The 24,875-nt window shown below is 49.3% G+C and carries 19 protein-coding genes; 3 read left to right on the top strand and 16 right to left on the bottom strand.

What is annotated here, in order from left to right; genetic code table 11:
* The first annotated feature begins 219 nt into the window (after positions 1 to 219).
* Together gntK and IRJ17_RS17505 are read left to right on the top strand one after the other, a co-directional pair.
* Positions 220 to 1,761, top strand: a complete 1,542-nt coding sequence (gene gntK / locus IRJ17_RS17510) for a gluconokinase (RefSeq protein WP_242771241.1) — start codon at positions 220 to 222, stop codon at positions 1,759 to 1,761.
* 24 nt (positions 1,762 to 1,785) lie between these two features.
* Entirely contained in the window at positions 1,786 to 3,114 is a 1,329-nt protein-coding gene (locus IRJ17_RS17505; RefSeq protein WP_242771239.1) for a GntP family permease, read from the top strand.
* A gap of 639 nt (positions 3,115 to 3,753) precedes the next feature.
* Here the strand turns inward: IRJ17_RS17505 and IRJ17_RS17500 are convergent.
* The 12 genes from IRJ17_RS17500 to gltB form a co-directional block, all read right to left on the bottom strand.
* Entirely contained in the window at positions 3,754 to 4,407 is a 654-nt protein-coding gene (locus tag IRJ17_RS17500) for a hypothetical protein (protein ID WP_242771237.1), read from the bottom strand.
* 171 nt (positions 4,408 to 4,578) lie between these two features.
* On the bottom strand, positions 4,579 to 4,914 hold the full coding sequence (locus IRJ17_RS17495; RefSeq protein ID WP_242771236.1) for a hypothetical protein: 336 nt from the start codon (positions 4,912 to 4,914) through the stop codon (positions 4,579 to 4,581).
* Positions 4,915 to 4,924: 10 nt separating this feature from the next.
* A complete protein-coding gene (locus IRJ17_RS17490) occupies positions 4,925 to 5,314 on the bottom strand; it encodes a hypothetical protein (protein ID WP_242771234.1) in 390 nt (129 codons plus the stop codon).
* A 23-nt stretch (positions 5,315 to 5,337) separates the two neighbouring features.
* Complete coding sequence (locus tag IRJ17_RS17485) at positions 5,338 to 6,714, bottom strand: hypothetical protein (protein WP_242771232.1); 1,377 nt, start codon at positions 6,712 to 6,714, stop codon at positions 5,338 to 5,340.
* A gap of 189 nt (positions 6,715 to 6,903) precedes the next feature.
* Complete coding sequence (locus tag IRJ17_RS17480; RefSeq protein WP_122965459.1) at positions 6,904 to 7,362, bottom strand: SUKH-3 domain-containing protein; 459 nt, start codon at positions 7,360 to 7,362, stop codon at positions 6,904 to 6,906.
* Between the two features lie 7 nt (positions 7,363 to 7,369).
* Complete coding sequence (locus IRJ17_RS17475; RefSeq protein ID WP_242771230.1) at positions 7,370 to 9,052, bottom strand: hypothetical protein; 1,683 nt, start codon at positions 9,050 to 9,052, stop codon at positions 7,370 to 7,372.
* Positions 9,053 to 9,291: 239 nt separating this feature from the next.
* Entirely contained in the window at positions 9,292 to 9,690 is a 399-nt protein-coding gene (gene cdiI / locus IRJ17_RS17470) for a ribonuclease toxin immunity protein CdiI (RefSeq protein ID WP_122965460.1), read from the bottom strand.
* A gap of 12 nt (positions 9,691 to 9,702) precedes the next feature.
* Positions 9,703 to 11,577: a CdiA family toxin C-terminal domain-containing protein gene (locus IRJ17_RS17465; RefSeq protein ID WP_174769228.1), complete on the bottom strand. Its 1,875-nt coding sequence runs from the start codon at positions 11,575 to 11,577 to the stop codon at positions 9,703 to 9,705.
* Positions 11,578 to 11,860: 283 nt separating this feature from the next.
* Positions 11,861 to 12,412, bottom strand: a complete 552-nt coding sequence (locus tag IRJ17_RS17460) for a hypothetical protein (RefSeq protein WP_167470343.1) — start codon at positions 12,410 to 12,412, stop codon at positions 11,861 to 11,863.
* Positions 12,413 to 12,416: 4 nt separating this feature from the next.
* Complete coding sequence (locus IRJ17_RS17455) at positions 12,417 to 15,161, bottom strand: colicin E3/pyocin S6 family cytotoxin (protein ID WP_242771228.1); 2,745 nt, start codon at positions 15,159 to 15,161, stop codon at positions 12,417 to 12,419.
* Positions 15,162 to 15,433: 272 nt separating this feature from the next.
* Positions 15,434 to 15,862 carry a hypothetical protein gene (locus IRJ17_RS17450; protein WP_122965457.1) on the bottom strand — a complete coding sequence of 143 codons (429 nt, stop codon included), beginning with the start codon at positions 15,860 to 15,862 and terminating at the stop codon, positions 15,434 to 15,436.
* A gap of 192 nt (positions 15,863 to 16,054) precedes the next feature.
* Positions 16,055 to 20,674: a glutamate synthase large subunit gene (gltB, locus tag IRJ17_RS17445; protein ID WP_242771226.1), complete on the bottom strand. Its 4,620-nt coding sequence runs from the start codon at positions 20,672 to 20,674 to the stop codon at positions 16,055 to 16,057.
* A gap of 122 nt (positions 20,675 to 20,796) precedes the next feature.
* On the opposite strand from gltB, the gene gltC reads away from it, so the two are divergent.
* Positions 20,797 to 21,699, top strand: coding sequence for a glutamate biosynthesis transcriptional regulator GltC (gltC, locus tag IRJ17_RS17440; RefSeq protein WP_122965455.1), 903 nt, complete (start codon positions 20,797 to 20,799; stop codon positions 21,697 to 21,699).
* A 202-nt stretch (positions 21,700 to 21,901) separates the two neighbouring features.
* Here the strand turns inward: gltC and IRJ17_RS17435 are convergent, their stop codons facing one another.
* From IRJ17_RS17435 to IRJ17_RS17420, 4 genes are read right to left on the bottom strand one after another with little or no spacing between them, the layout of a single operon-like run.
* Positions 21,902 to 22,441, bottom strand: coding sequence for a GNAT family N-acetyltransferase (locus IRJ17_RS17435; RefSeq protein WP_173599514.1), 540 nt, complete (start codon positions 22,439 to 22,441; stop codon positions 21,902 to 21,904).
* Positions 22,442 to 22,470: 29 nt separating this feature from the next.
* The gene (locus IRJ17_RS17430; protein WP_122965453.1) at positions 22,471 to 23,361 is read right to left on the bottom strand and encodes a MetQ/NlpA family ABC transporter substrate-binding protein; all 891 of its coding nucleotides are present in this window, start codon (positions 23,359 to 23,361) and stop codon (positions 22,471 to 22,473) included.
* Between the two features lie 58 nt (positions 23,362 to 23,419).
* Positions 23,420 to 24,088: a methionine ABC transporter permease gene (locus IRJ17_RS17425; protein WP_122965452.1), complete on the bottom strand. Its 669-nt coding sequence runs from the start codon at positions 24,086 to 24,088 to the stop codon at positions 23,420 to 23,422.
* A complete protein-coding gene (locus tag IRJ17_RS17420) occupies positions 24,085 to 24,870 on the bottom strand; it encodes a methionine ABC transporter ATP-binding protein (RefSeq protein WP_122965451.1) in 786 nt (261 codons plus the stop codon). Before IRJ17_RS17420 ends, IRJ17_RS17425 begins: the two co-directional genes overlap by 4 nt.
* Positions 24,871 to 24,875: the final 5 nt, after the last annotated feature.

The following is a 24,875-nucleotide window of genomic DNA, read 5'->3' as shown; positions in this document are numbered from 1 at the left end:
TGTGAATATGAAAAATGAAATAATTTTTTTCTTTTATATTAACAAATGAAAAAAATTTCGCTATAATCTCGTTATCAACACGCCACTCGGTTGAAAGCGTATACAAATGATCGTGACTGTTTCCATTCTCTTCGGAGCCAAAAGAACAGGCGGCAAGCGGTCCGATCTTACTTTTAGGAAAACATCGAGACGTTTTTCGCGAAAAAAGGGTGAAAGCACATGAAGCAAAGCTACTTTATCGGTCTTGATATCGGGACAACCAGTACGAAAGCGATTGTCTTCACAGCATCTGGAGCCGTTCGCGGGACTAGCAATATCGACTATCCCCTGCTGGTGCCGAAAGCATCGTGGGCCGAGCAAGACCCGGAGACGATCTTCGCCGCTGTCGTTGCCGCATTGAAACAGGCGATTGAACAAGCGGACATCGGGCAGAACGAAATCGGCGGCATCGGCTTCTCCACCGCGATGCACAGCCTGATTGCCGTAGATGCGCACGGAAATCCCCTGACGAACAGCATCATCTGGGCGGATAACCGCAGCGCGGCACAGGCAGAGCGGCTCAAGGAGGAAGGTGTCGGCCATTCGATCTACCTGGCGACCGGAACGCCGATCCACCCCATGTCGCCGCTTCCCAAAATCATGTGGCTCAAAGAGAATCAGCCCGATATTGCCCAGAAGACAGCGAAGTACATTTCCATCAAGGAATATGTGATCTATCGACTGTTCGGTCAGTACGTGGTTGATTACTCCATCGCTTCGGCTACGGGACTGTTCAACTTGCGCAAACTGGACTGGGACGACGACGCGCTGCAGGTTGCCGGCATCACGAAGCAACACCTGAGCGAGCCAGTGCCGACTACCCATATCCTGCGGGGAATGAAGGTACGCTATGCGGAAGAGATCGGGCTTGATCCCGACACGCCTTTTGTGGTCGGAGCAAGCGATGGCGTGCTGGCCAATCTCGGCATCGGTGCCATCGACAACGGTCAGGTAGCCATTACGATCGGGACGAGCGGAGCTGTTCGGACGGTCGTGCCCGAGCCGATCACCGATCCGAAAGGCCGCACGTTCTGCTACTTGCTGACGGAGAATCATTGGGTCATCGGCGGCCCGTCCAACAATGGCGGGATCATGCTCCGCTGGTTCCGCGACGAGTTCAGCTGGCCGGAAGTCGAAAAAGCGAAGCAGCTGGGCGTCGATCCTTACGACGTCATGATTCAGGCAGCTGAGCATGTACGCCCCGGCGCAGATGGGTTGCTGTTCCTCCCCTTCTTGTCCGGCGAACGCGCGCCCTACTGGAATGCGCAGGCGAGAGGTTCTTTTTTCGGCATCGGCCTGCACCACAAACGGGAGCATTTCATCCGCGCCGTCCTCGAAGGCATTTTGTTCAGCGTATACAGCATTGGCATCGCGCTCCGCGATCTGGCTGGAGGCGCCAAGGAAATTCGCGCATCCGGCGGCTTCGCCCGTTCCAAGGAATGGCGACAAATCATGTCCGATATGTTCGGCTACGAGGTGCTGATTCCTGAGAGTCACGAAAGCTCCAGCTTTGGCGCCGCCCTTTTAGCGATGCACGCGCTTGGAGCATTGGACAATTTGCATGATGTGAAAAAGATGATTCACATTTCGCACAGGCATGAGCCGGACCTGGAGCGATCCAGCATGTATCTGGAGTTGTTTTACATTTACGAGCGCGTTTACTACAACCTCCTGGAGGAGTACAAGCTAATCGCCAAGTTCCAAAAACAGTTGAACAACTAGACACATCAAACGGAGGGTTCTATCATGCCACTTCTCATTACGTTGATCTCGATTCTCTTCCTCCTCGTTCTCATCACGCGGTTCAAAGTCAACCCGTTTGTCGCGCTGTTGCTCGCGGCCGGGTTTGTCGGAATCGCTTCCGGGATGCCGCTCGTCAAAGTCGTCGACTCGATCAAAGACGGGATGGGCGGAACGCTCGGCTTTATTGCGATCGTGCTCGCGCTTGGCACCATGCTCGGAAAAATGATGGCGGAATCCGGCGGCGCAGAGCGAATCGCCCGCACCTTGATCCGGCTGTTCGGTGAAAAAAACGTTCACTGGGCCATGATGTTCGTCGCCTTTATCGTAGGGATTCCGGTCTTCTTTCAAGTAGGCTTCGTTCTGTTGATTCCGCTCGTCATTACGATTGCCAGACAAACGGGCGTCTCTTTGCTGAAAATCGGGATTCCGCTCATCGCCGGATTGTCCATCGTGCATGGCATCGTGCCTCCGCATCCTGCTGCCATGGCAGCAGTCGATCTGTTCCAGGCCGATGTCGGCAAGACGATTTTGCTGTCCATCATCGTAGCCCTGCCTGCTGCAATCATCGCCGGGCCACTCTACGGCAGCTGGATTGGCAAGCGCATCCAGACGAGCATCTCGCCTGAGCTTGCAGCGCAAATGGCGGAGCCAAAGGACGAGCGTGAATTGCCTGGCTTCGGAATCACTGTCTTTACCGTGCTTTTGCCTGTGTTTTTGATGTTGCTCGCGACTGTCGCCGATGTAACGTTGCCGAAGGAAGACGCCTTGCGCCAATGGGCTGATTTTATCGGCAGCCCAATCACGTCCCTGTTGATTGCCGTCATCATTTCGTTCTGGACACTCGGCTTCAATCGCGGCTTTACCAAAGACGACATTCTCAAATTCACAAACGACTGCCTCGCCCCTACCGCGACAATCCTGTTGGTCATCGGTGCGGGTGGCGCGTTCAACAAAGTTCTGCTGAACAGCGGCGTCGGCGATTACATCGCTGAATTGGCCAAAGCCTCCGCGATTTCGCCAATTCTGTTGGGCTGGCTGATCGCTGCCCTAATCCGCGTGGCTACCGGCTCCGCTACCGTCTCCATGATGACGGCAGCAGGAATTGTCGGGCCTATCGCCCTGCAAGTTCCCGGAACCAGCCCGGAACTGTTGGTACTGGCAACAGGCTCCGGCTCGCTGATCCTGTCCCATGTGAACGATTCCGGCTTCTGGCTGATCAAGGAATATTTCAACATGTCGGTGCAAGATACGCTGAAGTCGTGGACGGTGATGGAGACGATTTTGTCGGTAGTGGCGATTATTTTGATTATGGCTTTGAGTTTGATTGTGTAGGGTGGAGATAGTACAGATGTAATGGAGCAGGGCATTCTTTCTGGTGGGATTGGGGGAGTGTCCTGTTTTTGTTTTTGTTTGTGTTTGTGTTGGTTGTTTGGTTTTGTGTTTATGGTTTGGTTTATGAACGGATTTATTAGTTCTTGCTCGATATTATGTGTACTATGTAAACCCCGCCTATTTTTCTTGGCTTTTTTGTTGGTTTATCTAGCGCTGGATGAAGTTTTTACAAATTTAAAACAACCTTTATCTTGTCAATATGTAGATTCACTTGGTCTTTTTGTTCCGGGTTATCCCTAATAAATTCCACACATGTTTCTTTCAAGCAATCATAGAAATCTATATTTTTCATAATGATTTCGTTATACGAAGAAGTGTTAATGAAGATCATTATGCCTTCTTTAAATTCAATCTCCTCAGAATGCTCTGGAAGTTCATATCCCATCATATGATCTTGCCACGGCTCTCCATTGGATAAACACTCTAGCACATCAAGTAAATCGCTCTTCAAAAAGGAAAAAAATCTTGAATGACTGGCTGTTTATCTATCAACATAAACCCTCCTAATTACCATAATTTCTTCCCTCTAATACAGGGTGTACTCTTTCTATTTCCCCAGTAGTTGGATTTTTCCATCCTTCAAACAAACTTATACAAGCTTTTGACGTCATCGCCTCCCAAAACACCCGTTGCAACCAGGTCGCCCGCGTCTACCGCCGCGCCCCACAAACCAGCCAGCGTATCCCCAAAAGCCGAAAACTTCCCTTCCACCTCGGCGATCTGTTTATTCAAGGTTCGTTTCGCCATGACCGCAAGAATCCCGTTGGCGGCTACATCTTGTTCAAAGGCACCTAACAGTTGCGGAAAAGAATACCGGGCACTCGCTTCCAGCTGAATGTTTTCACTGCTCGCATTTGCTTCTTCGATTAGCTCCAAGGCATCTCCTGCCGTTTTGACCGTCAATCCTTCTGTGCCGGACAAATGAACAGCCGCACCGCTCAGGTTCGCGGCGCCTTTTCCTTGAATCCGCACCTGCGAAGCACAATTGAAACTGACGCCCGCATCCTTATTCATGGAAATGTACAGCATACCCTCCTGCGCCGTCATCGTCAGTTCTTTGTCGCCCAGCGTAAACTCTTTGCCTTGAGGATTGCCGAACGATTTGACCCCCGGGTCCTGCATTTTTTTCGCTTGTTTCTGGACGGCTTCGCCTTGCGGGGCGTGGCGCACGGAGTTCATGACCATGCCGTCGTCTTCTTCTGTACCTGGGAAGTACAGATTGAGTTCTAGCATGAAGTATAATATTTTATTGCTTCATCGTTCATTTTTCACATGCCAAAAAGCTCATTCCTACTCATACTTCAAGTGGGAATGAGCTTTTGAAAGTTTGTCAGACGTTTGAATCATTTATTGTTTGATTCGTTGGTTCTTGTACGATTTTACTGTTGGGATTATAAAGAAATCCTAATTATCGAGTATTTTAAAATCTTGGAAGTCAGAAAAAAGGGTTTCTAAATACTCACTAAGATCGTGTTTTTCACCATTTTGGGGAACTCCTTTCAATGGCCCTAGCTCAAGTACAAATCGTTCATCTTCGTCAAATCCATTATAACCGCTCAATACGACTCTTAACCCCATAATGAGTTCCGAAATGTATATAGCTGGAATTTCTTCGTATATATACTCTTCTTTTCCTCCGAATTGCAATCCGCCAAATAATCGTTCAGAAATCAATTTACCAACTTCCTCAAGTGTTTGATTCGATTGAAAAGCTACTATTCCTTCTAAGTAAGGTACCATAAAAACACTCCTATTCAATGAATTTTATACCACTGTCAAAGATTTTTTTGTTAAATTCTTTTTCAGTATATATTCTGAAAGTAAAGGGTTTGTCCGGCTCATAGCGATATCCTGGAAGAGTATTACGAAAATTTAACTCAAGCTTGTCTTGTAATTGGTTTAAATCATCACTAACTTTTCTAGCTGATCTCCAATAAACATTCTTAGAAAAAGTCTCAGCTAATTTATCACTAACTATAAACGCATCAATATCAAAATCATTTGGGTCAAATGGAGCATTTCCCTTATGTGGACCTTTCTGACCCGTTGCCAAAGAACCTCTATATCCCACTTTAGCATTAGGATCTACTTCTTTAATCTTTTGTAGCGCCTGGCTTAATGTATCCTGAACGACATTCATAATCTCTGCTCTTGTTTGAGCTTTTAGCGGCCGCTCAGTTCCCTTCGTCTTTTACTACCCCCACGCCCTCTTTGATCCGCCTCAAAGAAAACATGGTACCCTCCAACTCCGCCTATCCCGTCTGCGCTGGTCTGCCCAATTACAATTCGACCATCAAGCTTCCTGTTCATTTTTAGGATAAGCAAATCAATCACATCTTGCAAATTTTGGATTTCGTCCAGCGGGATTTCGGCTTTGGTTTTCAGCTTCCCGTCCTTTTGCCCAGTGCTGTTTCGGTGGTGGTCGTTTGCTCCTTGGAGGGGCAGTGCCGCACCGTTTCCATCCTTTTGTTGGCCTTGCTCGTGATCCGACCTGTCTGAAGTATGGCTTGCCTTCGAATCACTTTCTCCCTGGTCTCTTACTTTTTTGACGGCTTTCCTGTAAGCCCCGAAAAGGCCACGACTACCGACCAGTTCCAAGATAATCAGGTCTTTTTTGGCACTGTTTCGTCCTTTTTCGTAGCTCTCTTCAATCGAACGGGTCCACTTGCCGCCTTTGGCATCCTCGATCAAGTACTGCGCTTCTTCTATAAAAGGTTCGACTGCTTCCTTTAGAATCCCCCGCCCTGCATCGAGCGCATCTCCTGCCACTTCCAGTTTTGACTTTTCCCCCGTAATCACCTTTTCTGCGTACGTAAAGGCATCCTCTGCGGTTTTCTGGAGTCCTTGTACCATGAGATTGCGCTCCGTTAATGAGCCTACCTCTTTCCCACTGGCCCATTCATACACGTTCTCGGAATACCCGAAGGATAACGTGGAAAAAACGATGTCCGCTGTATCGACAGTGGCCGCCCAAAATGCCGACATGTTTTCCGACCAAAACTCTTTCGTGACTCGCACTTCCGCGTCCATGTTTGCCTGGATTCGCTCTTTTATGATCCCGTCCACTCCTATGGACTGCACTTTTTCTTCAAAGGTGCTCCACAGGTGGGGAAAGCTTCTGCGCGTGGTGGCGTCCAGCTTGATTTCCTCACTGCTGGCGCTAATCTCTTCTTGCAGTTCCATATGGTCTACGATCGTCTTTATGGACAGACCTTCCGATCCGGTCAAGGTAACCGCAGATCCGCGCAAGTTTAGTCCTCCGCTTGCCTGAATCCGCACCTGCGACGCACTATTGAAACTGACGCCCGCATCCTGATTCATGGAGATGTACAGCATGCCCTCCTGCGCCGTCATCGTCAGCTCTTTGTCGCCCAGCGTGAACTCTTTGCCTTGGGGGTTGCCGAACGATTTGACCCCCGGGTCCTGCATTTTTTCCGCTTGCTTCTGGACGGCTTCGCCTTGCGGAGCGTGGCGAACGGAGTTCATGACCATGCGATCGTTCTCTTCTGCCCCTGGGAAGTATCGCTTAAGTTCTGGCATGAAGTATAATGCCTGATTGCTTTATCTTTTATTTTCTACATGCCAAAAAAGCTCATTCCTACTCATGATTCAAGTAGAAAGAGCTTTTTAAAGCTTATCAAGCGTTTGAATGGTTTAGTGTTTAGCTTGTTGTATTGTAGGAATTGTAAACAAGTCTACACAAAATATTTTACAGAATCTAACAGACTCCTATGATAGACTTGGGTTTTTTATTTTTTCGGCAGGTTTAGGCATGCACAGCGTTTCTAGGGCTTCGTAAATGTTGTTACCAAACTTATACAGATCATATCCGCCATACTCCCCATAAACTATACCACTAGCAGACATAAACAAATTCATGTTACGTCGATATGCCTCTCCAATAATTACAAGTGGTTCTTGAAACCAATATTCGAATTCTGAAAAATCTTCTCTTTCCAGAATGTCACCTAGCGCAGTTTCAGGGATAAAGTGAAAAGACTCTATAGTTCCGTCTTTCTTTGTATAAAGATATTCTATTCCCCCGAACTCTTCTAGCAGTTTTTCTACACATGAAAATATTGTGAAACCTCTTGTTTCTAAAAAACTAATTGTTTCTTTTATATCTATTTTTCTTCCTTCATACCATCCTGATCGAATCAATACATCTAAGGCTTTATCTGATAGCATGTAGAAGCTATTCCCCCTTCAAGTTAATTAAATCGATTAGAAAATTTTCAAATGTTTTATTACAGTTATTACATAGATCTTTAAGTTCTCCACTGTTACCATATACTGTACGTATTAAGATATTTTCCATTTTTGCGCCATTATGAAGTGCTAAATTCACAGCCTGTACTTCTGCGCAGTTTTCAACATCCCAATCTTCATAACTTTCTTTAGACCTGTATTCATTATTGGGGTCATTTTTTGCCCTTTCCTTAATTTTATTAATTAATTTTTCCAGATCCTCATGTAACTCTTTTACACTTGGATTAAATTGCCCCTCTCTCCTGCCATTATAACCAAAGTGAACTATATCCGGTACTTCAATATCAATTGCTGCCGTTACAACCTTTGGAACGTACTTGCCCCCACCAATGTTTGGAGCTATTAATGGCTTTCTCAATCCTCCCTTTTTGATAAAATCTATATGTTTATCAAGTTGGTCTCTAAGCACACTAGTAGCTAAATCGATTTTTTGAGCTCTTGTAACAACATTACCAGTCCCCCCAGCATTCGGCTTATCCTTCTCTGGTAGATTCCCTTTGCTAGTACCACCACCATCGTTCTTCTTCACCGAAGAATAATTCGAATACCATGTGTCTCCGTTTGCTACCTTTGGCAACACATTTTCGTTCGGGGTATTTTTATCCGGCAGTTTGTTTGCCTGTACGGCTTGTGTTCCTGAAGCATGAGGTTCTGTATTTCTTTTTGAGAAGGCCGGGTTAAGAGATGTTGCCAGCTTCGCTTCTGTTCCTTTCTTGTCAGGTAGGCCTGCATGACTCGTTTGGTTATCCCAATCATGATAACCTACGTGTTTGGTTGGCTTTCCTGAGCCTTGCCCCGTCATAGGTTCGACCATCGCTTTAATGCCGACCTTCTCCAGGACTTGTTCCAACATACCAAGCTGAAACTTTTCCTTTATCAAATCCAAATCCTTCAACACACCATCAAATAGCTCGGCCTTCGTCTTGAGCTTCCCGTCCTTGAGGGGCGCGCCTTCCAGCAGGTCATCTACACCGGACCCGTGCAAGAGACCGCCTCTCCCTTTTCCGCCGTCCTCATCCACATCTGTATGGGGTTGCTTGCCATGCGGCGCGTCCACATCCAACTTCGCCACCGATTTGCCGCCTTTTAATGCTGCTGTGCCCATTCCACCGCTATACACCGTCAGTACGGCTTCCGCTACGACCATGTCTTTCTTAAATTCGTTTTGCCCTTTTGCGTAGCTTTCGTCGACCGAGCGGGTCCACAGACCGCCGTGCAAATTATCTTGTTTGTACTTCTCGTCTTTCACAAAAGGGTCGATGTAATCGTTGTATAATCCTGTCCCGATCGAGACGGCTGCGTCGCCTGCATCTTGGGCTACGTCCTGCCATGATTTTTTGCCCGAAGCCACTTTCTCTACGTATTCGGCTGTGTTGGTGGCGACTTCCACTGCTCCTTTGGCCAAGTTGTTCCTCTCGGTCAGCGAACCGACTTCGGAGCCGCTCACAAACTCATACAAGCTTTGGGCGTCATCGCCTCCCAAAACACCTGTCACAACCAGGTCGCCCGCGTCTACCGCCGCGCCCCACAAACCAGCCAGCGTATCCCCAAAAGCAGCAAATTTCCCTTCCACCTCTGCGATCTGGTTATCCAAGGTGCGTTTCGCCATGACCGCGAAAGTCTCGCTTGCCGCTACATCCCACTCCTACCTGCTCCATATATGCTCCTGGATGACAAAAAAGCTCATTCCTACTCATAAAACAAGTTGGAAAGAGCTTTGAAAGTTTATCAAGTGTTTGAATTATTTAGTGTTTGGTTTGTTGGTTGTATTGTACGATCTTGTTGTTGGAGTTGTAAATTAGTTTACACAATATCGTGCAGCCCTCCACTAATCGCCATACCCAACCACTATTCTTCAATACCATATTTAGATTTAATTCTTAATAAATATTCGTTTATCTCATCTTTTTTATCTGAGTTCTTTTCAATATAGAAATTACACGCTACCTGCAAATAATCATATAATTCTTTATAACTGACAATATCATAATTATCATCTACTCCATAATAAAACAAAACCCTATTCTCGCCAAAATAACCTTCATCCCCAACATCGTATTCATCTGAATAGATTACTCCCATATAATCTCGTCTCTCAATATACTCGTTTAAAAAACCCTCTAATACCTTAACAATATCATGTTCCAACACAAAATCACCAAGAACATCAATGACTGAGCCTTTTTCAAGTCCTTTTTCTTCATACATGAGAATCAACTTATTTTTATCGTCGTAAACAGTGTTCATCATGTTATCTCCTTAATTTTCTCCAAATTTCAATACCGGATAAAAGTTCTCGATTTCTCCAGTATCAATATTTTTTATCCCTTCAAACTTCAATCCATTACTTGAAACTCCTCGGATTATTTGCTTATTTGCTTGGCTTTTTAATTGATTGACTCTTTGCGATTTTATACCTTCTTCCATTGCCTCTTTTCCTAATCGAACAATATCGTCATTAGAGATTACAGTAGGGTCATATATGGTTTTCTTATGAGGTGGCTTATCTTCTTTTGGTATAACTTTATACTCCCCTGTTCCTTTTCCTTGGTAGTTCTTTACTTCAACCTTTAATCTATATTCAATATCATATATTCCCGGGATATCCGGATGTTCTTTTCTTCCTATTTCTTCATATCCATATTTCCCATTTGTGTCAAAGAATTTCTTAAATTCCTCATAATTATGCCCACCGCTGACACCTTTCCAGTCCGTACATTTTGTAACTTCTCCGGTTAAATGTTCAACATAGTAACCTTCTTTATACTTAAGATTACCCGTCCCCTCAGTATCCGGCTTCTTATCTCCTTGAGGATCATTTTTCTTAGTAGTATCAGGCTTACCCTTAGGAGGTATAGACTGATTCGAATTCCCAAAATCGCCGTTCACTACCTTTGGTAAATCCTTCTTATCAGGAATATCACGAGGTTTTTCAGCATGTTGAACATGCCCCGTCCTCGCCTCAGTATCCGGCTTATTACTTCCTTGAGAACTATTTTTGTTACCGCCATTAACCTTGCTATTCATCGACGGAGAATAATTCGAATGTCCAGAATCCCCGTTCACTACCTTTGGTAATACATTTTTATTAGGGATATCGAGAGATTTTGCAGCGTGTTCCTTTTGGATTTCTGGGGCACGAGAACCAGTATGACCCTTCCCGCCATCCAGTCTATTATCAACCTCTTTATTCGACTGTTCTTTCATTTTCAGCTGAAACTTTTCAACTACTGCTTGAATCTCTGCCTGTTTATCACCCGGTGTCTTAGCGCTTGTCTTCATCTTCCCATCAAAAATCGAGGCTCCACCATCCATCATATCATCGACAGTGCCAAGCAATAGCCCACCTATTCCTTTTCTTCTGCCACCACCCAGCCCCTTTGGACCACCTGGCCCATCCAGCTTATTCGCCAGTTTCACTGTCCGCATGGCTGCTGTACCTGTACCAGCACTAAAAGCACTTACCGCTACCTCTGCAACCACCATGTCTTTCTTAAACTCATTCTGGCCCTTCGCATAGCTTTGTTCTTCTGATCTGGTCCACAGACCGCCTTTAAGCAAGTTATCCTGATCGTATTGGGCGTCTTTCACGAATGGGTCGATATAGTCATCGTATAGCCCTTGTCCAACCGACTTTGCATCGGATTTGATTTGTTCCCACGATTTATTGCCCGTTACCGTATCTCCCACGTAATTGACTGCATTCGTAGCGGTTTCTACAGCTCCTCTCGCGAGATCATTTCGTTCGAGGAGAGAAGGTCGCTCTTCTCCAGTCACCCCTTCGTAAATGGCGTCTACCAGATACGATGTTGGTAACGCAGTCGACGCAATATCTCCGGCATCTACTACCACATTCCACAAGCCTAACAAGGTATCTCCGAGAGCATCTAACTTCCCTTTCGCCTCAGCTAATTGGTTGTTGACAGTTCTGCGCAACATGACGGTAGCCAAACCGTTTTCCTGAACGTCCTTTTCAAACGCACTTAATATCGTTGGAAACGCCTGACATACGGTCCGCACGGAGTTCATGACCATGCCGTCATCTTCATCGGCGCTTGGAAAGTACAGCTTTACCTTTGAGCCAGCTCGGGCATGAGGTACAAAATCATCTGCATATAAAAACAGGTCAATCATGGTGGTATCTGACCATAATCGACCTGTTCGCTGTAATACTATTACGTTAAAATTCAAGTTTCATGTCGGTACAACCAAAATGAAGAAATCCCTATACGGTTATTACGTGGGTTAGGTATCTGATTGGTTGAATGATGAGTTCATTCGGCACTGGCCGGGGGCTATGTCAACCGCCGCATTCATATAAAGAACGAAAAAGCCATGTGGGGGAATATAGGATTACTATTACCTACATAGGGTTTACACTAAATTTTTGACAGATCGAGATGATCGGCTCTCAGAGCTAACATAGTTCCAACACATCCGTAAATAAAGCATCTCCTAAAGTTAATCTCCTATTGAAAGGTTTAATACTAGGTAGGACATCCCACTCATAAACTGTATCATAGAAATCATAAAGATGGCTAATCTCAGAATACCCTTTTAAAGTCATGATCCTATTGATTTGATTAATTCCTTGTATCATTTCTAAAGATTCCGCTGTACCAACTATTTCCAAAGGGCCTTCTATCAAATTATGCCTTAATGAATAACTAAAATCTAAAATATAAATTGGGATTAATTTTGAAACTTTTATATTTATTTGTTGAGAAAGTAGAAAACCTTCCTTACCTGATATATCCTGCAGATGTATTAAAATATCTGCTGAAGGGCTGAACATATTCCTACACTCAATTTCCTTTAGATTTCCAATCTCATTAAGTTCAATTGGTACATCTAGTTTTTCAGCACATTTCTTTTTATACCATTCGTCTAATTCTCTTTTAACTAATAACTGTTCAAGTAATTCTCCAACCTCAGGAAATTCTTCAACAAAACGCTGTCCATGTTCCATGAAATTAACCATCCCATCTTCTTTTAGGTTCACCATCTTTAGTTTGCTTACCTGTCACAGGATCAAACTCTCCTAGATGTTCTGTCCTTCGTTTATTCCATTTTTCCAACTTACCATGTTGCGAATCCCACTGCCAATTAAATCCATTATTATCTGACCAAGATTTTCTTTTTAATTTTTCTTTAATCTGAGTCATTCCCATCTGTTCCATCCACTTTGTTGGTTCTACGAGTCTGTAACCATTCGTATCGTCTCCAACAATTTTTTGCTTATCAGCTATTTTGGAATTGTACTCTTCTGTTCTCTGCTGTTTACGTTTGAAATACCCCCCATAAGCATCATTACCCGTCCTCTCAGTCCTCCTCGTCTCCCCTCCCTTATCTTTACTACCCCCACGCCCTCTTTGATCCGCCTCAAAGAAAACATGGTATCCTCCAACACCGCCTATCCCGTCTGCGCTGGTCTGCCCAATTACAATTCGACCATCAAGCTTCCTGTTCATTTTTAGGATAAGCAAATCAATCACATCTTGCAAATTTTGGATTTCATCTAGCGGGATTTCGGCTTTGGTTTTCAGCTTCCCGTCCTTTTGCCCAGTGCTGTTTCGGTGGTGGTCGTTTGCTCCTTGGAGGGGCAGTGCCGCACCGTTTCCATCCTTTTGTTGGCCTTGCTCGTGATCCGATACGTCCGAAGTATGGCTTGCCTTCGAATCATTTCCTCCCTGGTCCCTTACTTTCTTGACTGCTTTCCTGTAAGCCCCGAAAAGGCCACGACTACCGACCAGTTCCAAGATAACCAGGTCTTTTTTGGCACTGTTTCGTCCTTTTTCGTAGCTCTCTTCAATCGAACGGGTCCACTTGCCACCTTTGGCATCCTCGATCAAGTACTGCGCTTCTTCTATAAAAGGTTCAACTGCTTCCTTTAGAATCCCCCACCCTGCATCGAGCGCATCTCCTGCCACTTCCAGTTTTGACTTTTCCCCCGTAATCACCTTTTCTGCGTACGTAAAGGCATCCTCTGCGGTTTTCTGGAGTCCTTGTACCATGAGATTACGCTCCGTTAATGAGCCTACCTCTTTCCCACTGGCCCATTCATACACGTTCTCGGAATACCCGAAGGATAACGTGGAAAAAACGATGTCCGCTGTATCGACAGTGGCCGCCCAAAATGCCGACATGTTTTCCGACCAAAACTCTTTCGTCACTTTCACTTCCGCGTCCATGTTTGCCTGGATTCGCTCTTTTATGATCCCGTCCACTCCTATGGACTGCACTTTTTCTTCAAAGGCGCTCCACAGGTGGGGAAAGCTTCTGCGCGTGGTGGCGTCCAGCTTGATTTCCTCACTGCTGGCGCTAATCTCTTCTTGCAGTCCCATATGGTCTACGATCGTCTTTATGGACAGACCTTCCGATGCGGTCAAGGTAACCGCAGATCCGCGCAAGTTTAGTCCTCCGCTTGCTTGAATCCGCACCTGCGACGCACTATGCAAACTGACGCCCGCATCCTTATTCATGGAGATGTACAGCATGCCCTCCTGCGCCGTCATCGTCAGCTCTTTGTCGCCCAGCGTGAACTCTTTGCCTTGGGGGTTGCCGAACGATTTGACTCCCGGGTCCTGCATTTTTTTCGCTTGCTTCTGGACGGCTTCGCCTTGCGGGGCGTGGCGCACGGAGTTCATGACCATGCCGTCGTCTTCTTCTGCGCCGGGGAAGTACAGCTTGACCTTGGAACCGAGCTCTGGCATGAGGTATAAAATCTGGTTGCCTTCTGCGGCGTACGGGAACCATTGGGCTTTGCTTGCGTCCTGTTTTTGGTCCATATTCAAGTGAATTTTGACCTGGTTGCGGCCAACCTGAATGATTTTGCCGTCGATGGCTGCGCCGATAATCGCGGAGTTGTACAGTTTCGTTTGCTTGACCGATTCAGGCACAGCGCACACGTAAGTCCACTTCAACAGTCCCTGCTCCAGCGTTCCCACAACCTTCGTGATGACAAACGTCCGGCCGTCACGCTGCACTTCATCGCCGATGTGCAGCCATTCGTCGTGAGCGAAGGTGTACGTCGTGTACTGGTATTCGGACAGCGAGGATGCGCCGTTCGCCGCTTTTTTCATGTACGGCGCAATCGCCCGGTTGACCTCGTACGGAGCCGCTTCCAGCTTGATCTGTTTGCGTCCCTCGGGCATCCCGATCCAGAAACGCACCTTGTGGTCACTGACATCCGGGACAAGGACGGCTCCCACATGCGAAGCGATGCGCCTGACAAACGTCCAGTCCGTCTCCTCGTACTGCATGATGAACTTGCCTTGCTTTTTCTCGTCAAAAGCTTGGTCGATGAAATCCCCGCCCGGATAGACAGACAAAGCTTCCTCGACGACATCCCGATACAGGCGGTCTACCTGTTGAAAAGAGCGCGTTTTCGGACTCAAGTCCATCGCGTATGTATGGGAAATCGCCTGAATTGTCACGTAATGGATATCCCGAACGACTTTGATCTCCACATGCTGCAAGCGGCCCATGAAAATCGGCTTTTTCGCCGCGCCCTGTTTCCCGTACAGTCCGATGCCGTCGTGGTTGCTGGCCAGATGGATGATTTCCTCTTCTTTGTCTTCCGGGACGATTCCGGTCAGGCGCAAAGTCGCATGCGTGCCCGTCTGATGCAAAAATGTCAGGCTGTCCAGCCGGATCGGCCCATACGGCCAGACGACTTGCAAATCGTGATAGGTCATGACGCCATCTGTTGCCTGCATTTGCTATGCTCCCTCCTTTCTCTCCGATTCCCAAACGACTATGTTTAACAGATGCATGTTTTTGTAACTTCATTTTTAAATCGACATATATGTCAAAATATTCCATGATACTAAAGTCCCTCTTTTCCGGATCTCAGCCTTTGCTTTTCCACCTTTTCTACCAGGGAGGGAGGAGGGATTTGCTCAGGGTGTAGCAAGAGATATCGCATATATAATGAAACAGGACATTCCCTCCAGCAGCTCTTGGAAGAATGTCCTGTTTTTATGCGCATTTATGCAGCTTCGGCCGCCTTGGTTTTTCGCTTCTGCTGGAAATACACTTTCGCTTGCTTGTTGTTGAGCAGCACCAATAAAATAACCAAATAGACGATGGCAACCAAAAACGTTCCTTTACTTACATCCAGCAACATGATCAAAATGATGCACCCGATTGACGTTTTCAACATTCGCAGTTTGATAAAAAGTGCGAGCAGAGACGTGAAAAATAACGGAAACGTCAACATGCCTTTTAACCTGCCCAATACATAGCTTTGCTCCAGCATGTCCTGTGGCATATCGACCATTCGAAAGACGATTTTGCTCGCCCAATGGCTGAGGTTCATCGGATCGGCCAGTTCCACGATTACGTACAGGCTTACCAGGACAAAAATTTGCAAGAGCATAAATCCCTGGATGATTTTAATCGAGAGTGGTGCTTTCATTAATCAATTCCCTTTCTTTGGATATTTTTACACACTCTATAAAAATCGACAAATATAGAAACCACATTCATAGGACATTAGACCTTAAAAGCGCACTCGTTCCAGTTCTTTTTTCCCAAAACGAAAAGCAAAAAAACGGCAACCTGTCTCCCGAGTTGCCGCTTTCCTTCCTAATTTATTGCCGGAGCGCATTTATTGTCCAACCGACACGCCGACTTGCTCAGGCGCCTTTTTTTTCGGTGCTTTTGCTTTTTGTTCGCTCTTCTTCTGGTTCATTTCGAATGCGGCCAAGATCGCTTCCTGGCGCTTCATGCCGGATTTCTCCAGCTCTTCCATCGTCAAGACGATTTGCTTGTAGTCCTTTGGAATTACTTTGACGAACTTGGCGACGGTTTGCTGCCATTGATCCAAGAGTGCTTTTGCCAGCGGACTTCCTGTGAAAGCAAGGTGATTTTCCAGCAGTTTTTTGACAGCGGCAATCTCGCTCTGGTCGTCCAGCTTTTCCAAAAGAACCATTTCCTGATTGCAAGTTGCCGCAAAAGCCGCTTTGTCTTCTGCCAGCACGTAGGCGGTTCCGCCCGACATGCCCGCCGCAAAGTTTTTGCCGACCTGACCGAGCACCACGACACGTCCTCCGGTCATATACTCGCAGCCATGGTCGCCGACACCTTCGACAACGGCGGTGACACCACTGTTTCTCACGCAGAAGCGCTCGCCTGCCAGGCCGTTGATGTACGCTTCGCCAGAGGTCGCGCCGTAGAAGGCGACGTTTCCGATGATCATGTTGCGCTCAGGGGCAAAAAGGCTCTTTTTCGCTGGCGCGACGACGATTTTTCCGCCAGACAGCCCTTTGCCGACGTAGTCGTTCGCATCGCCTTCCAGCTGCAACGTAATGCCGCGCGGAACGAATGCGCCGAAGCTTTGACCAGCCGAACCGTAGAAGTCCAGGCGAATCGTATCTTCCGGCAAGCCGTGCAGACCGTATCTTCTCGTCACTTCACTGCCAAGGATCGTCCCGACGACGCGGTTTGTGTTGCTGATCGGCAGTCTTGCCTGGATGTGTTTTTGTTTTTCTAGCGCTGGCTTGCACAATGCGAGCAAGCTTTGGCGATCCAGCGTCTCCTCCAGCTTGTGATCTTGGTTGCGCTGATGGTATCTGCCGACCTCGGCGGAGACGGCTGGCTGGAACAAAAGTGCGGACAGGTCGATATGTTTCGCTTTCCAGTGCGCTTTCGTTCTTTCGCTTACGGTGAGAATCTGGCTTTGGCCGATCATCGCTTCGATGGAGCGGAAACCGAGCTGGGCCATGATTTCGCGCACTTCGCGAGCGACGAGGCGCATGAAGTTGACGGCGTGCTGCGGATCGCCCTTGAAACGTTTGCGCAGCTCGGGGTTTTGCGTGGCAACCCCGACCGGGCACGTATCCAGATGGCAAACACGGGCCATGACGCAACCGATGGAGACGAGCGGAGCCGTCGCGAAACCGAACTCTTCCGCTCCGAGCAAGGCAGCGATGACGACGTCGCGGCCGGTCATGAGCTTGCCGTCTGTCTCCAGCACGACGCGATCTCGCAGCTGGTTGAGCAACAGCGTCTGATGCGTTTCCGCCAAGCCCAGCTCCCACGGCAAGCCAGCGTGCTTGATGCTCGATTTCGGCGAGGCACCCGTCCCTCCGTCGTGACCGCTGATGACAATGACGTCTGCCAAGCCTTTTGCCACCCCGGCGGCAATCGTTCCGACGCCTGCCTTGGACACGAGCTTCACGCTGATGCGAGCGCGCGGATTGGCGTTTTTCAAGTCGAAAATCAGTTGCGCAAGATCCTCAATCGAGTAAATGTCGTGGTGAGGCGGCGGCGAAATCAGTCCGACACCTGGCGTCGAGCCGCGCACTTCGGCAATCCACGGGTACACCTTGCTGCCTGGAAGCTGTCCGCCTTCCCCTGGCTTCGCTCCTTGCGCCATTTTGATCTGGATTTCGGAAGCATTGACCAAATAGTGGCTGGATACGCCAAATCGTCCGGAAGCGACCTGCTTGATGGCGCTGCGGCGCAAGTCTCCGTTTTCATCCGTCGTGTAACGGGTCGGGTCTTCTCCCCCTTCACCGCTGTTGCTTTTCGCTCCCAGACGGTTCATGGCAATCGCCAGCGTCTCGTGCGCTTCCTTGCTCAGCGAGCCGTAGGACATCGCGCCCGTTTTGAAGCGGTGGACAATCGAGTCTACCGATTCGACTTCATTCAACGGAATCGGCTTGCGATCCGATTGGAAATCGAGCAGGTGGCGCAAAGCGGAAAACGGCTGCTCCCCCGCCATTTCGGCGTAAATTTTGTACTGCTCGTAGCTGCCTTCGCGGCATGCTTTTTGCAAAGCGTGCACGGTTTTCGGATTGAACAGGTGATACTCGCCGTCGCGCCGGAATTGGAAGTCGCTGCCTGCGTCGAGCTTTTCTTCGGAATGTTCTGGCGAAAAGGCTTGCGCGTGGCGGAGCAGCGTCTCCTGGGCGATCACATCGAGCGAGATGCCCGAGATTTGCGAAGGCGTGCGGGTAAAGTAACGGTCGATGACAGCGGAATGAATGCCGACCGCTTCAAAAATTTGCGCGCCGCGATAGCTTTGGATCGTGGAAATGCCCATTTTCGACATGACCTTGACGACGCCTTCGATCGCCGTTTGCAAGTAAGCCTCAATCGCTTCCTCGACCGTCACTTCTTTCAGCTTGCCAGCAGTGATCAGGTCGAGCACGGAGGCAATCGCAACGTACGGGTTGACAGCATCCGCGCCGTAGCCGATCAGCATGGCGAATTGATGCACGTCGCGCGGTTCGCCCGATTCGACGATCAGGCTGGCTTTCGTGCGGGTTCCCTGGCGTACCAGATGGTGATGCAAGCCGCTTGCAGCAAGCAAAGCCGGAATCGCCGCCCAGTCGGCATTCAAGCCGCGGTCAGACAAGATCAACAAGGTGTATCCAGCTGCAATCGCCTCATCCGCTTCGGCAAACAAGCCTTCCAGCGCTTCCTCCAGCGCGCGATCTCCGCCGTCTGCCTTGAAAAGAATCGGCAACGTCTTCGCCTTGAACTCTTGGTACGGATTGGCGCGAAGCTGTGCCAGCTGCTGATTGGACAAAAGCGGATTGGTCAAACGGATTCTGCGGCAATTGGCTGCGGTCGGTGCCAACAGATTGCCTTCCGCCCCGAGAACCGTATGGGTCGATGTGACACAAGCCTCGCGCAGCGAATCGATTGGCGGATTCGTAACTTGCGCGAACGATTGTTTAAAGTAATGATACAGCAGCTGCGGACGGTCTGACAGCACAGCGAGCGGCGTGTCGACGCCCATCGAGCCGATCGGGTCTTTTTGTTCTGCGACCATCGGCGCCAACATTTTGTCCAGCTCTTCCTGCGTGTAGCCAAATGCCTTTTGGCGCGCCAGCAGTTCTTGACCTGCCAGATCGTCGGGAGTGCCTGCTGCCGGCAGTTGTTCCAACGGCTGCAATTGCGTTTTTACCCAGTCGCGGTACGGCTGTTCGCTGGCGATTTGCCGCTTGATCTCTTCATCCGAGACGATGCGGCCTTCCTCCAGATCGACGAGCAGCATGCGGCCGGGGCTGAGGCGTCCTTTTTGCACGATTTTTTCTTCCGGTACTTCGAGTACGCCTACTTCCGACGAGAAAATGATCGTGTCATCTGTCGTTACGTAGTATCTCGCCGGGCGCAAGCCGTTCCGGTCGAGGATCGCCCCGATTTGTCTGCCATCGGTAAAGGAAATGGCGGTCGGGCCGTCCCACGGTTCCATCAAGCAGCTGTGGTATTCGTAAAAAGCTTTTTTATGTTCATCCATCTGCTCATCCTGATCCCACGGTTCGGGAATCATCATCATCGCGACGTGCGGCAACGATCTGCCAGCCAGCGAGAAAAATTCCACGCAGTTGTCGAGGATAGCCGAGTCGCTTCCTTGCATATCAATGACGGGAACCACTTTTTCCAGATCGCGTCCAAACAGAGCCGACTCGAACATTTTTTCGCGGGCCATCATCCAGTTCACATTGCCCTGCAACGTGTTGATTTCCCCGTTGTGGATCAGATAGCGGTTCGGGTGCGCTCTCTCCCACGTCGGAAAGGTGTTCGTGCTGAATCGCGAGTGCACCACGGAAAAAGTAGAAGTGTACGAATCTTCTTGCAAATCAAGGTAAAATGCGTCAAGCTGTCCTGGAGTCAACAGTCCTTTGTAGACGATGGTGCGGGAAGACATGGACGCTGCGTAGAAGCCTTCGCCTGCCGCTTGCTCCATCTGCTTGCGAATGACGTACAGCTTCCGTTCAAACGCCATCTGGTCAGCTAAATCAGCACTCGCTCCGATAAACACCTGACGGACAAAAGGCTGGCTGGCTGCGGCCGTTTTGCCGATCTTCGTCCCATCGACGGGCACCGTGCGGAAGCCAAGCAGCTTTTGACCTTCTGCCGCAATAATGGCGGCCAGTTTCGCTTCGTATTGCTCGCGCAGCTGTTCATCCATCGGCATAAACAGCATGCCCACGCCGTACTTGCCTTGCGCCGGAAGCTGGAAGCCCAACTCCTTACAGGCTTTTTTGAAAAAGGCGTGCGGAATTTGCGTCAAAATTCCGGCTCCGTCACCCGTTTCCGGATCGCTGCCTTGCCCGCCGCGATGCTCCAGCTGGCAAAGAATTTTCAAGCCGTTTTGCACCATCTCATGCGTGGCTTTTGCTTTCAAATTGGCAATAAAACCGATTCCACAAGCGTCGTGCTCGAACATCGGATCGTATAAACCTTGCTTCGCAGGCATTCCATTTCTCGTCATTTGTCTCCACTCCCTTGCTCTCTCTGTTAACTCAATTTTAGATTGAGTGAACCGATACAAACAATATATAATTTACTCAATATTAATCTCAAAACGAGATTGATCGGGAATGGGGGGTCTTCATGGAGCTTCGACAGATTCAATACTTCATTGAAGTAGCCAAACGCGAGCATTTCACTGAAGCTTCGCACAACTTGCACGTGGCCCAATCTGCGCTGAGCCGGCAGATCGCCAATCTGGAGGAAGAGCTTGGCGTCTCCCTGTTTATCCGCGAAGGCCGCAACGTCAAGCTGACAGCCGTAGGCAGAATCTTTTTGCAACACATGGAAATGGCTGTGAGCGAAATCGAAAAAGCCAAGCAAAAAATTGACGAATTTCTCGATCCGGAGCGCGGGACGATCCGCGTCGGGTTTACGAGCAGTCTGGCTGCCAATCCGCTGCCAACGGTCATTTCCGGCTTTCGCGCAAGGTACCCGGATATCGGCTTTCAGTTGAAGCAAGGCTCTTATCAGGGGCTGATCGACTCCGTCATCAACGGCGAGATCGACCTGGCTTTTCTCGGCCCGGTTCCGACCCAGGAAAAAAACGTGCGCAGCCATATTTTTTTCGCCGAAAACATCGTCGCGCTGCTGCCCGCGAGACATCCGCTCGCCAAACAGCCGAATTTGCGACTGAATCAGCTTCAGGAAGATACGTTCGTCCTGTTCCCGCCCGGTTTTATTTTGCGAAATATCGCGGTCAACGCCTGTTCGCAAATGGGCTTCGCTCCCAAAGTCGCCTTCGAAGGGGAGGATATTGACGCGATCAAGGGACTCGTCGCTGCAGGGCTTGGCGTCACGCTTTTGCCTGAGCTGACCTTGACGGATAACGTGCCGCGCGAGACTGTCAAAATTCCGATCAGCGAGCCGCTCGTCCAGCGTACGGTCGGCATCATCATCCCGAACAACCGGGAGCTGCCCCCTTCGGAAAAGCTGTTTTACCACTTTTTAAAGGAATTTTTCGATGTGCTGAGCAAGTACAGCTGACCCACGTAATGAGACAGGCAAAAAAACAACCCTGATGACGACTTGCTCTCATCAGGGCTTTCATATGTGCGGGATGGGGGATAATCGCAGCTTCGCGCTATTTGGTGTTGGCTGGGAGTAAGACTCCTTGGCACGCTATTTGGTGCCGGATACGAAGCACTCGCTCCCTAACACGCTATGTTGGTTGCTCAGCTTGCCTGCGTCAGCCCACCCTCGCCTCGCCCAGCCGCAGCCAATAGCTTTTGACGTGTGTTTCCCCGTTGAAAAAGTCTTTCTCGACTGCACGAGCGAATCCGAGTCGCTCGTACAGCTTGACGGCCGCCGCCATCATGTCTGTCGTGTGCAGGTGCAAGGTCGCCGCTCCCAGGTCGCGGGAGCGCCGGACGACTTCCTCGATCAGCCGTTCGGCGATTCTGTTTCCTCTCGCTTTTGGCGATACGGCCAGAAACCGGATGATCGGCGTATGAATTTCCAGCTCAGGCCGATTGTACGCCGACTGCGCCGAAGCGAACAACTGGACGCTGCCGACGATTTCATCGCCCCAGTCTGCAACAAGAAAAGCAATCGTCTGGCGCCCTTGCGCAGATTCTTCGATCTCCTGCTTGTAGCGCGTCCATCGCTCTACCGACAGCAGCTGCTCGTACTGCGTGTACGCTTCGAGCAAATGCTGTTTGATCTGCTCCTGATCCTCGCCTCGTGCATCGCGGATGCGAATGGCTTTTGCTCGCTGATTTTCCTTCATGGTCGACTTGCTCCCTTCTCCCGGACCAGTTAAAAAGCGGGAACGACAGCGACACCGTATTTGTCTTCGATGAACTTTTTGACCTCAGGTGAAGTAAGAACGGCATCCAGCTTTTTGATCTCGTCCCGGTTTTCGTCGCCTTTGCGAACCGTAATCACGTTGGCGTATGGCGAGTTCGCCCCTTCCCGGAACAGAGCGCTCTTCGGATCGATTTTCGCTTCCAGCACGACGTTTGTATTGATCACCGCGCCAGCGAGGTCGGGCAAAACTCGCGGCAATGTGGATGCTTCCGCTTCGATGAACTCCAGTTTTTTCGGATTCTCCGCGATATCCTTTGGCGTCGCCTGATAGGTTGTCAGACCGTCTTTCAGCTTGATCCAGCCTTGTTCCTGCAACAAGATCAACGCGCGGTATTCGTTGGACGGGTTGTTCGGAATGCCGATCTTCGCCCCTTCCTGAATCTCGTCCTTGGATTTGAGCTTGTCAGAGTAAAACCCGATCGGTTCTACGTGAACTTTTGTCGTCACCGCAAAGTCATAGCCTTTTTCGGTTTTGATCGAATCCAAATACGGGACGTGCTGGAAAAAGTTCGCGTCGATCTGCTTGTCTTGCAAAGCCGGATTCAGCTGTCCCTCGTCATCGAGAACGACGACTTCCAAATTCACGCCCTGCTCTTTCAGCTTTGGCTTCACGAACTCCAAAATTTCCGCGTGCGGGACAGGGGCCGCGCCAACCTTCAAAGTGACTTCTTTGGCTGGTTCTGCCGCCTGCCCGGAGCCGGACTGGGCTGGTGCTGCGGGAGCCGAACTGGACGACTGGCTGCCCGATGCGCCGGAACCGGAACCTGAGCCGCACCCTGCTGCTACCATGCTGAATGCGACAAGTACACTAAAAATGACCCCAAGACCTTTTTTTCTCATACGTTCCACTCCTCTAGTGATGAATCTCTGATTTCTTTTTTGGTCACGCTTGCTTTGTTTACTCGAATTTGTACCGCTTCTTGTTGATCGATTTGACGAGCAAATCGCCCGACCATTGAATGATTTGCACGAGCAAAATAATGAGCAGGACTGTGGCTATCAGCACATCCTCGCGAAAGCGCTGATAGCCGAAACGGATCGCCAGGCTGCCAAGCCCGCCTGCCCCAATCGCCCCTGCTACAGCCGTAAACTCGGTGATCCCGATAATTCCGATCGTAATTCCGCGCACGAGGGCTGGCATCGCCTCGGGAATCAGCACGCGAAAAATGATCGTGAACGGAGTAGCCCCGACCGCCTTCGCGGCCTCAATCTTCCCGGCGCTCACTTCTTTCAACGCGCTTTCGATAATTCGTCCGAGAAAAGGAGCGGCACCGATCGACAAGGAGACAATCGCCGCCGTTGGCCCAAGCGTCGTACCGACGATCAGGCGCGACAAAGGCAACAGCAGGACGATCAAAATGATCAATGGAAGAGAGCGGACACCGTTAATTACGGTACTGATGACCTTGTTCAGCTTCGGCGCTTCGAGAATGCCTCCTTTGTCGGTAACAACCAGCGTGACTCCAAGCACGACGCCCATCGCGAGCGCAAACAAAGACGACCAAAAAACCATGTAAAGCGTCTCCAATAGCCCTTCCCAGAGCAAGTCAATCAGATCGTTGTTCATATGCCTGCCCCGACTCCTTCCATTACGCTCCGCTTCTCCCGGTAATGATCGATAATATGGACGAAGCGCTTCGCCGTGTCGCTTTCCGGGTTGAGGAAAAATTTCTCCACCGTCCCGGTTTCGACGATCCGGCCATTTTCAATTACCGCCATGTTGTTGCACACATGCTGGAGTACGTCCAGCTCGTGGGTAATGAGCACGATCGTCAGCTTGAGCTGGCGGTTGATCTCGCGCAAAAGCTCCAGGATGGAATAAGTCGTCTGCGGATCGAGAGCGGATGTCGCTTCGTCGCTGAGCAACAGATCAGGCTGGTTGACGAGCGCGCGGGCGATGCCGACGCGCTGCTTTTGCCCGCCGCTCAACTGAAACGGATAGACGTTCTCCTTGTCGCCAAGCTGCACCAGGTCGAGAATTTCTCGGACTCGGGCGCGGATGAACGGCTTCGGATGCCCCGCCACCTCCAGCGGAAAAGCGACATTTTGAAAAACGGTGCGCGCGTCAAGCAGGTTGAATTGCTGAAAAATCATGCCGATTTTTTGCCGCGCCTGCCGCAGCTCCTTCTCCGGCAAATCGGTAATCACTTTTCCCCCGATCTCGATGGTGCCCGAATCCGGCTCTTCCAGCCGATTCAAGCAACGGATCAAGGTCGATTTGCCCGCCCCGGAAAAGCCGATGATTCCGAAGATGTCGCCCTTGGGGATGAACAGATCGATGTTTTGCAAAACGGGAATGACGCCTTTGGCGGTTTTGTATGATTTGCTCAAGTTGCTAATGTGGATCATCTGCT

The sequence above is a fragment of the Brevibacillus parabrevis genome (assembly GCF_022701015.1).
Classification (GTDB): domain Bacteria; phylum Bacillota; class Bacilli; order Brevibacillales; family Brevibacillaceae; genus Brevibacillus; species Brevibacillus parabrevis.
This window is presented reverse-complemented; position numbering and strand designations above follow the sequence as displayed.

Coding starts and splice junctions, on each gene's coding strand:
- IRJ17_RS17460 (WP_167470343.1), bottom strand. CDS start 12,412: ATGGAACATGGACAGCGTTTTGTTGAAGAATTTCCTGAGGTTGGAGAA.
- IRJ17_RS17425 (WP_122965452.1), bottom strand. CDS start 24,088: ATGAACAACGATCTGATTGACTTGCTCTGGGAAGGGCTATTGGAGACG.
- IRJ17_RS17480 (WP_122965459.1), bottom strand. CDS start 7,362: ATGCTATCAGATAAAGCCTTAGATGTATTGATTCGATCAGGATGGTAT.
- IRJ17_RS17430 (WP_122965453.1), bottom strand. CDS start 23,361: ATGAGAAAAAAAGGTCTTGGGGTCATTTTTAGTGTACTTGTCGCATTC.
- cdiI (WP_122965460.1), bottom strand. CDS start 9,690: ATGAACACTGTTTACGACGATAAAAATAAGTTGATTCTCATGTATGAA.
- IRJ17_RS17450 (WP_122965457.1), bottom strand. CDS start 15,862: ATGAAAGCACCACTCTCGATTAAAATCATCCAGGGATTTATGCTCTTG.
- IRJ17_RS17500 (WP_242771237.1), bottom strand. CDS start 4,407: ATGCTAGAACTCAATCTGTACTTCCCAGGTACAGAAGAAGACGACGGC.
- IRJ17_RS17485 (WP_242771232.1), bottom strand. CDS start 6,714: ATGCCAGAACTTAAGCGATACTTCCCAGGGGCAGAAGAGAACGATCGC.
- IRJ17_RS17490 (WP_242771234.1), bottom strand. CDS start 5,314: ATGAATGTCGTTCAGGATACATTAAGCCAGGCGCTACAAAAGATTAAA.
- gltB (WP_242771226.1), bottom strand. CDS start 20,674: ATGACGAGAAATGGAATGCCTGCGAAGCAAGGTTTATACGATCCGATG.
- gltC (WP_122965455.1), top strand. CDS start 20,797: ATGGAGCTTCGACAGATTCAATACTTCATTGAAGTAGCCAAACGCGAG.
- IRJ17_RS17495 (WP_242771236.1), bottom strand. CDS start 4,914: ATGGTACCTTACTTAGAAGGAATAGTAGCTTTTCAATCGAATCAAACA.
- IRJ17_RS17505 (WP_242771239.1), top strand. CDS start 1,786: ATGCCACTTCTCATTACGTTGATCTCGATTCTCTTCCTCCTCGTTCTC.
- gntK (WP_242771241.1), top strand. CDS start 220: ATGAAGCAAAGCTACTTTATCGGTCTTGATATCGGGACAACCAGTACG.
- IRJ17_RS17465 (WP_174769228.1), bottom strand. CDS start 11,577: ATGATTGACCTGTTTTTATATGCAGATGATTTTGTACCTCATGCCCGA.
- IRJ17_RS17435 (WP_173599514.1), bottom strand. CDS start 22,441: ATGAAGGAAAATCAGCGAGCAAAAGCCATTCGCATCCGCGATGCACGA.
- IRJ17_RS17455 (WP_242771228.1), bottom strand. CDS start 15,161: ATGCAGGCAACAGATGGCGTCATGACCTATCACGATTTGCAAGTCGTC.
- IRJ17_RS17475 (WP_242771230.1), bottom strand. CDS start 9,052: ATGGCGAAACGCACCTTGGATAACCAGATCGCAGAGGTGGAAGGGAAA.
- IRJ17_RS17420 (WP_122965451.1), bottom strand. CDS start 24,870: ATGATCCACATTAGCAACTTGAGCAAATCATACAAAACCGCCAAAGGC.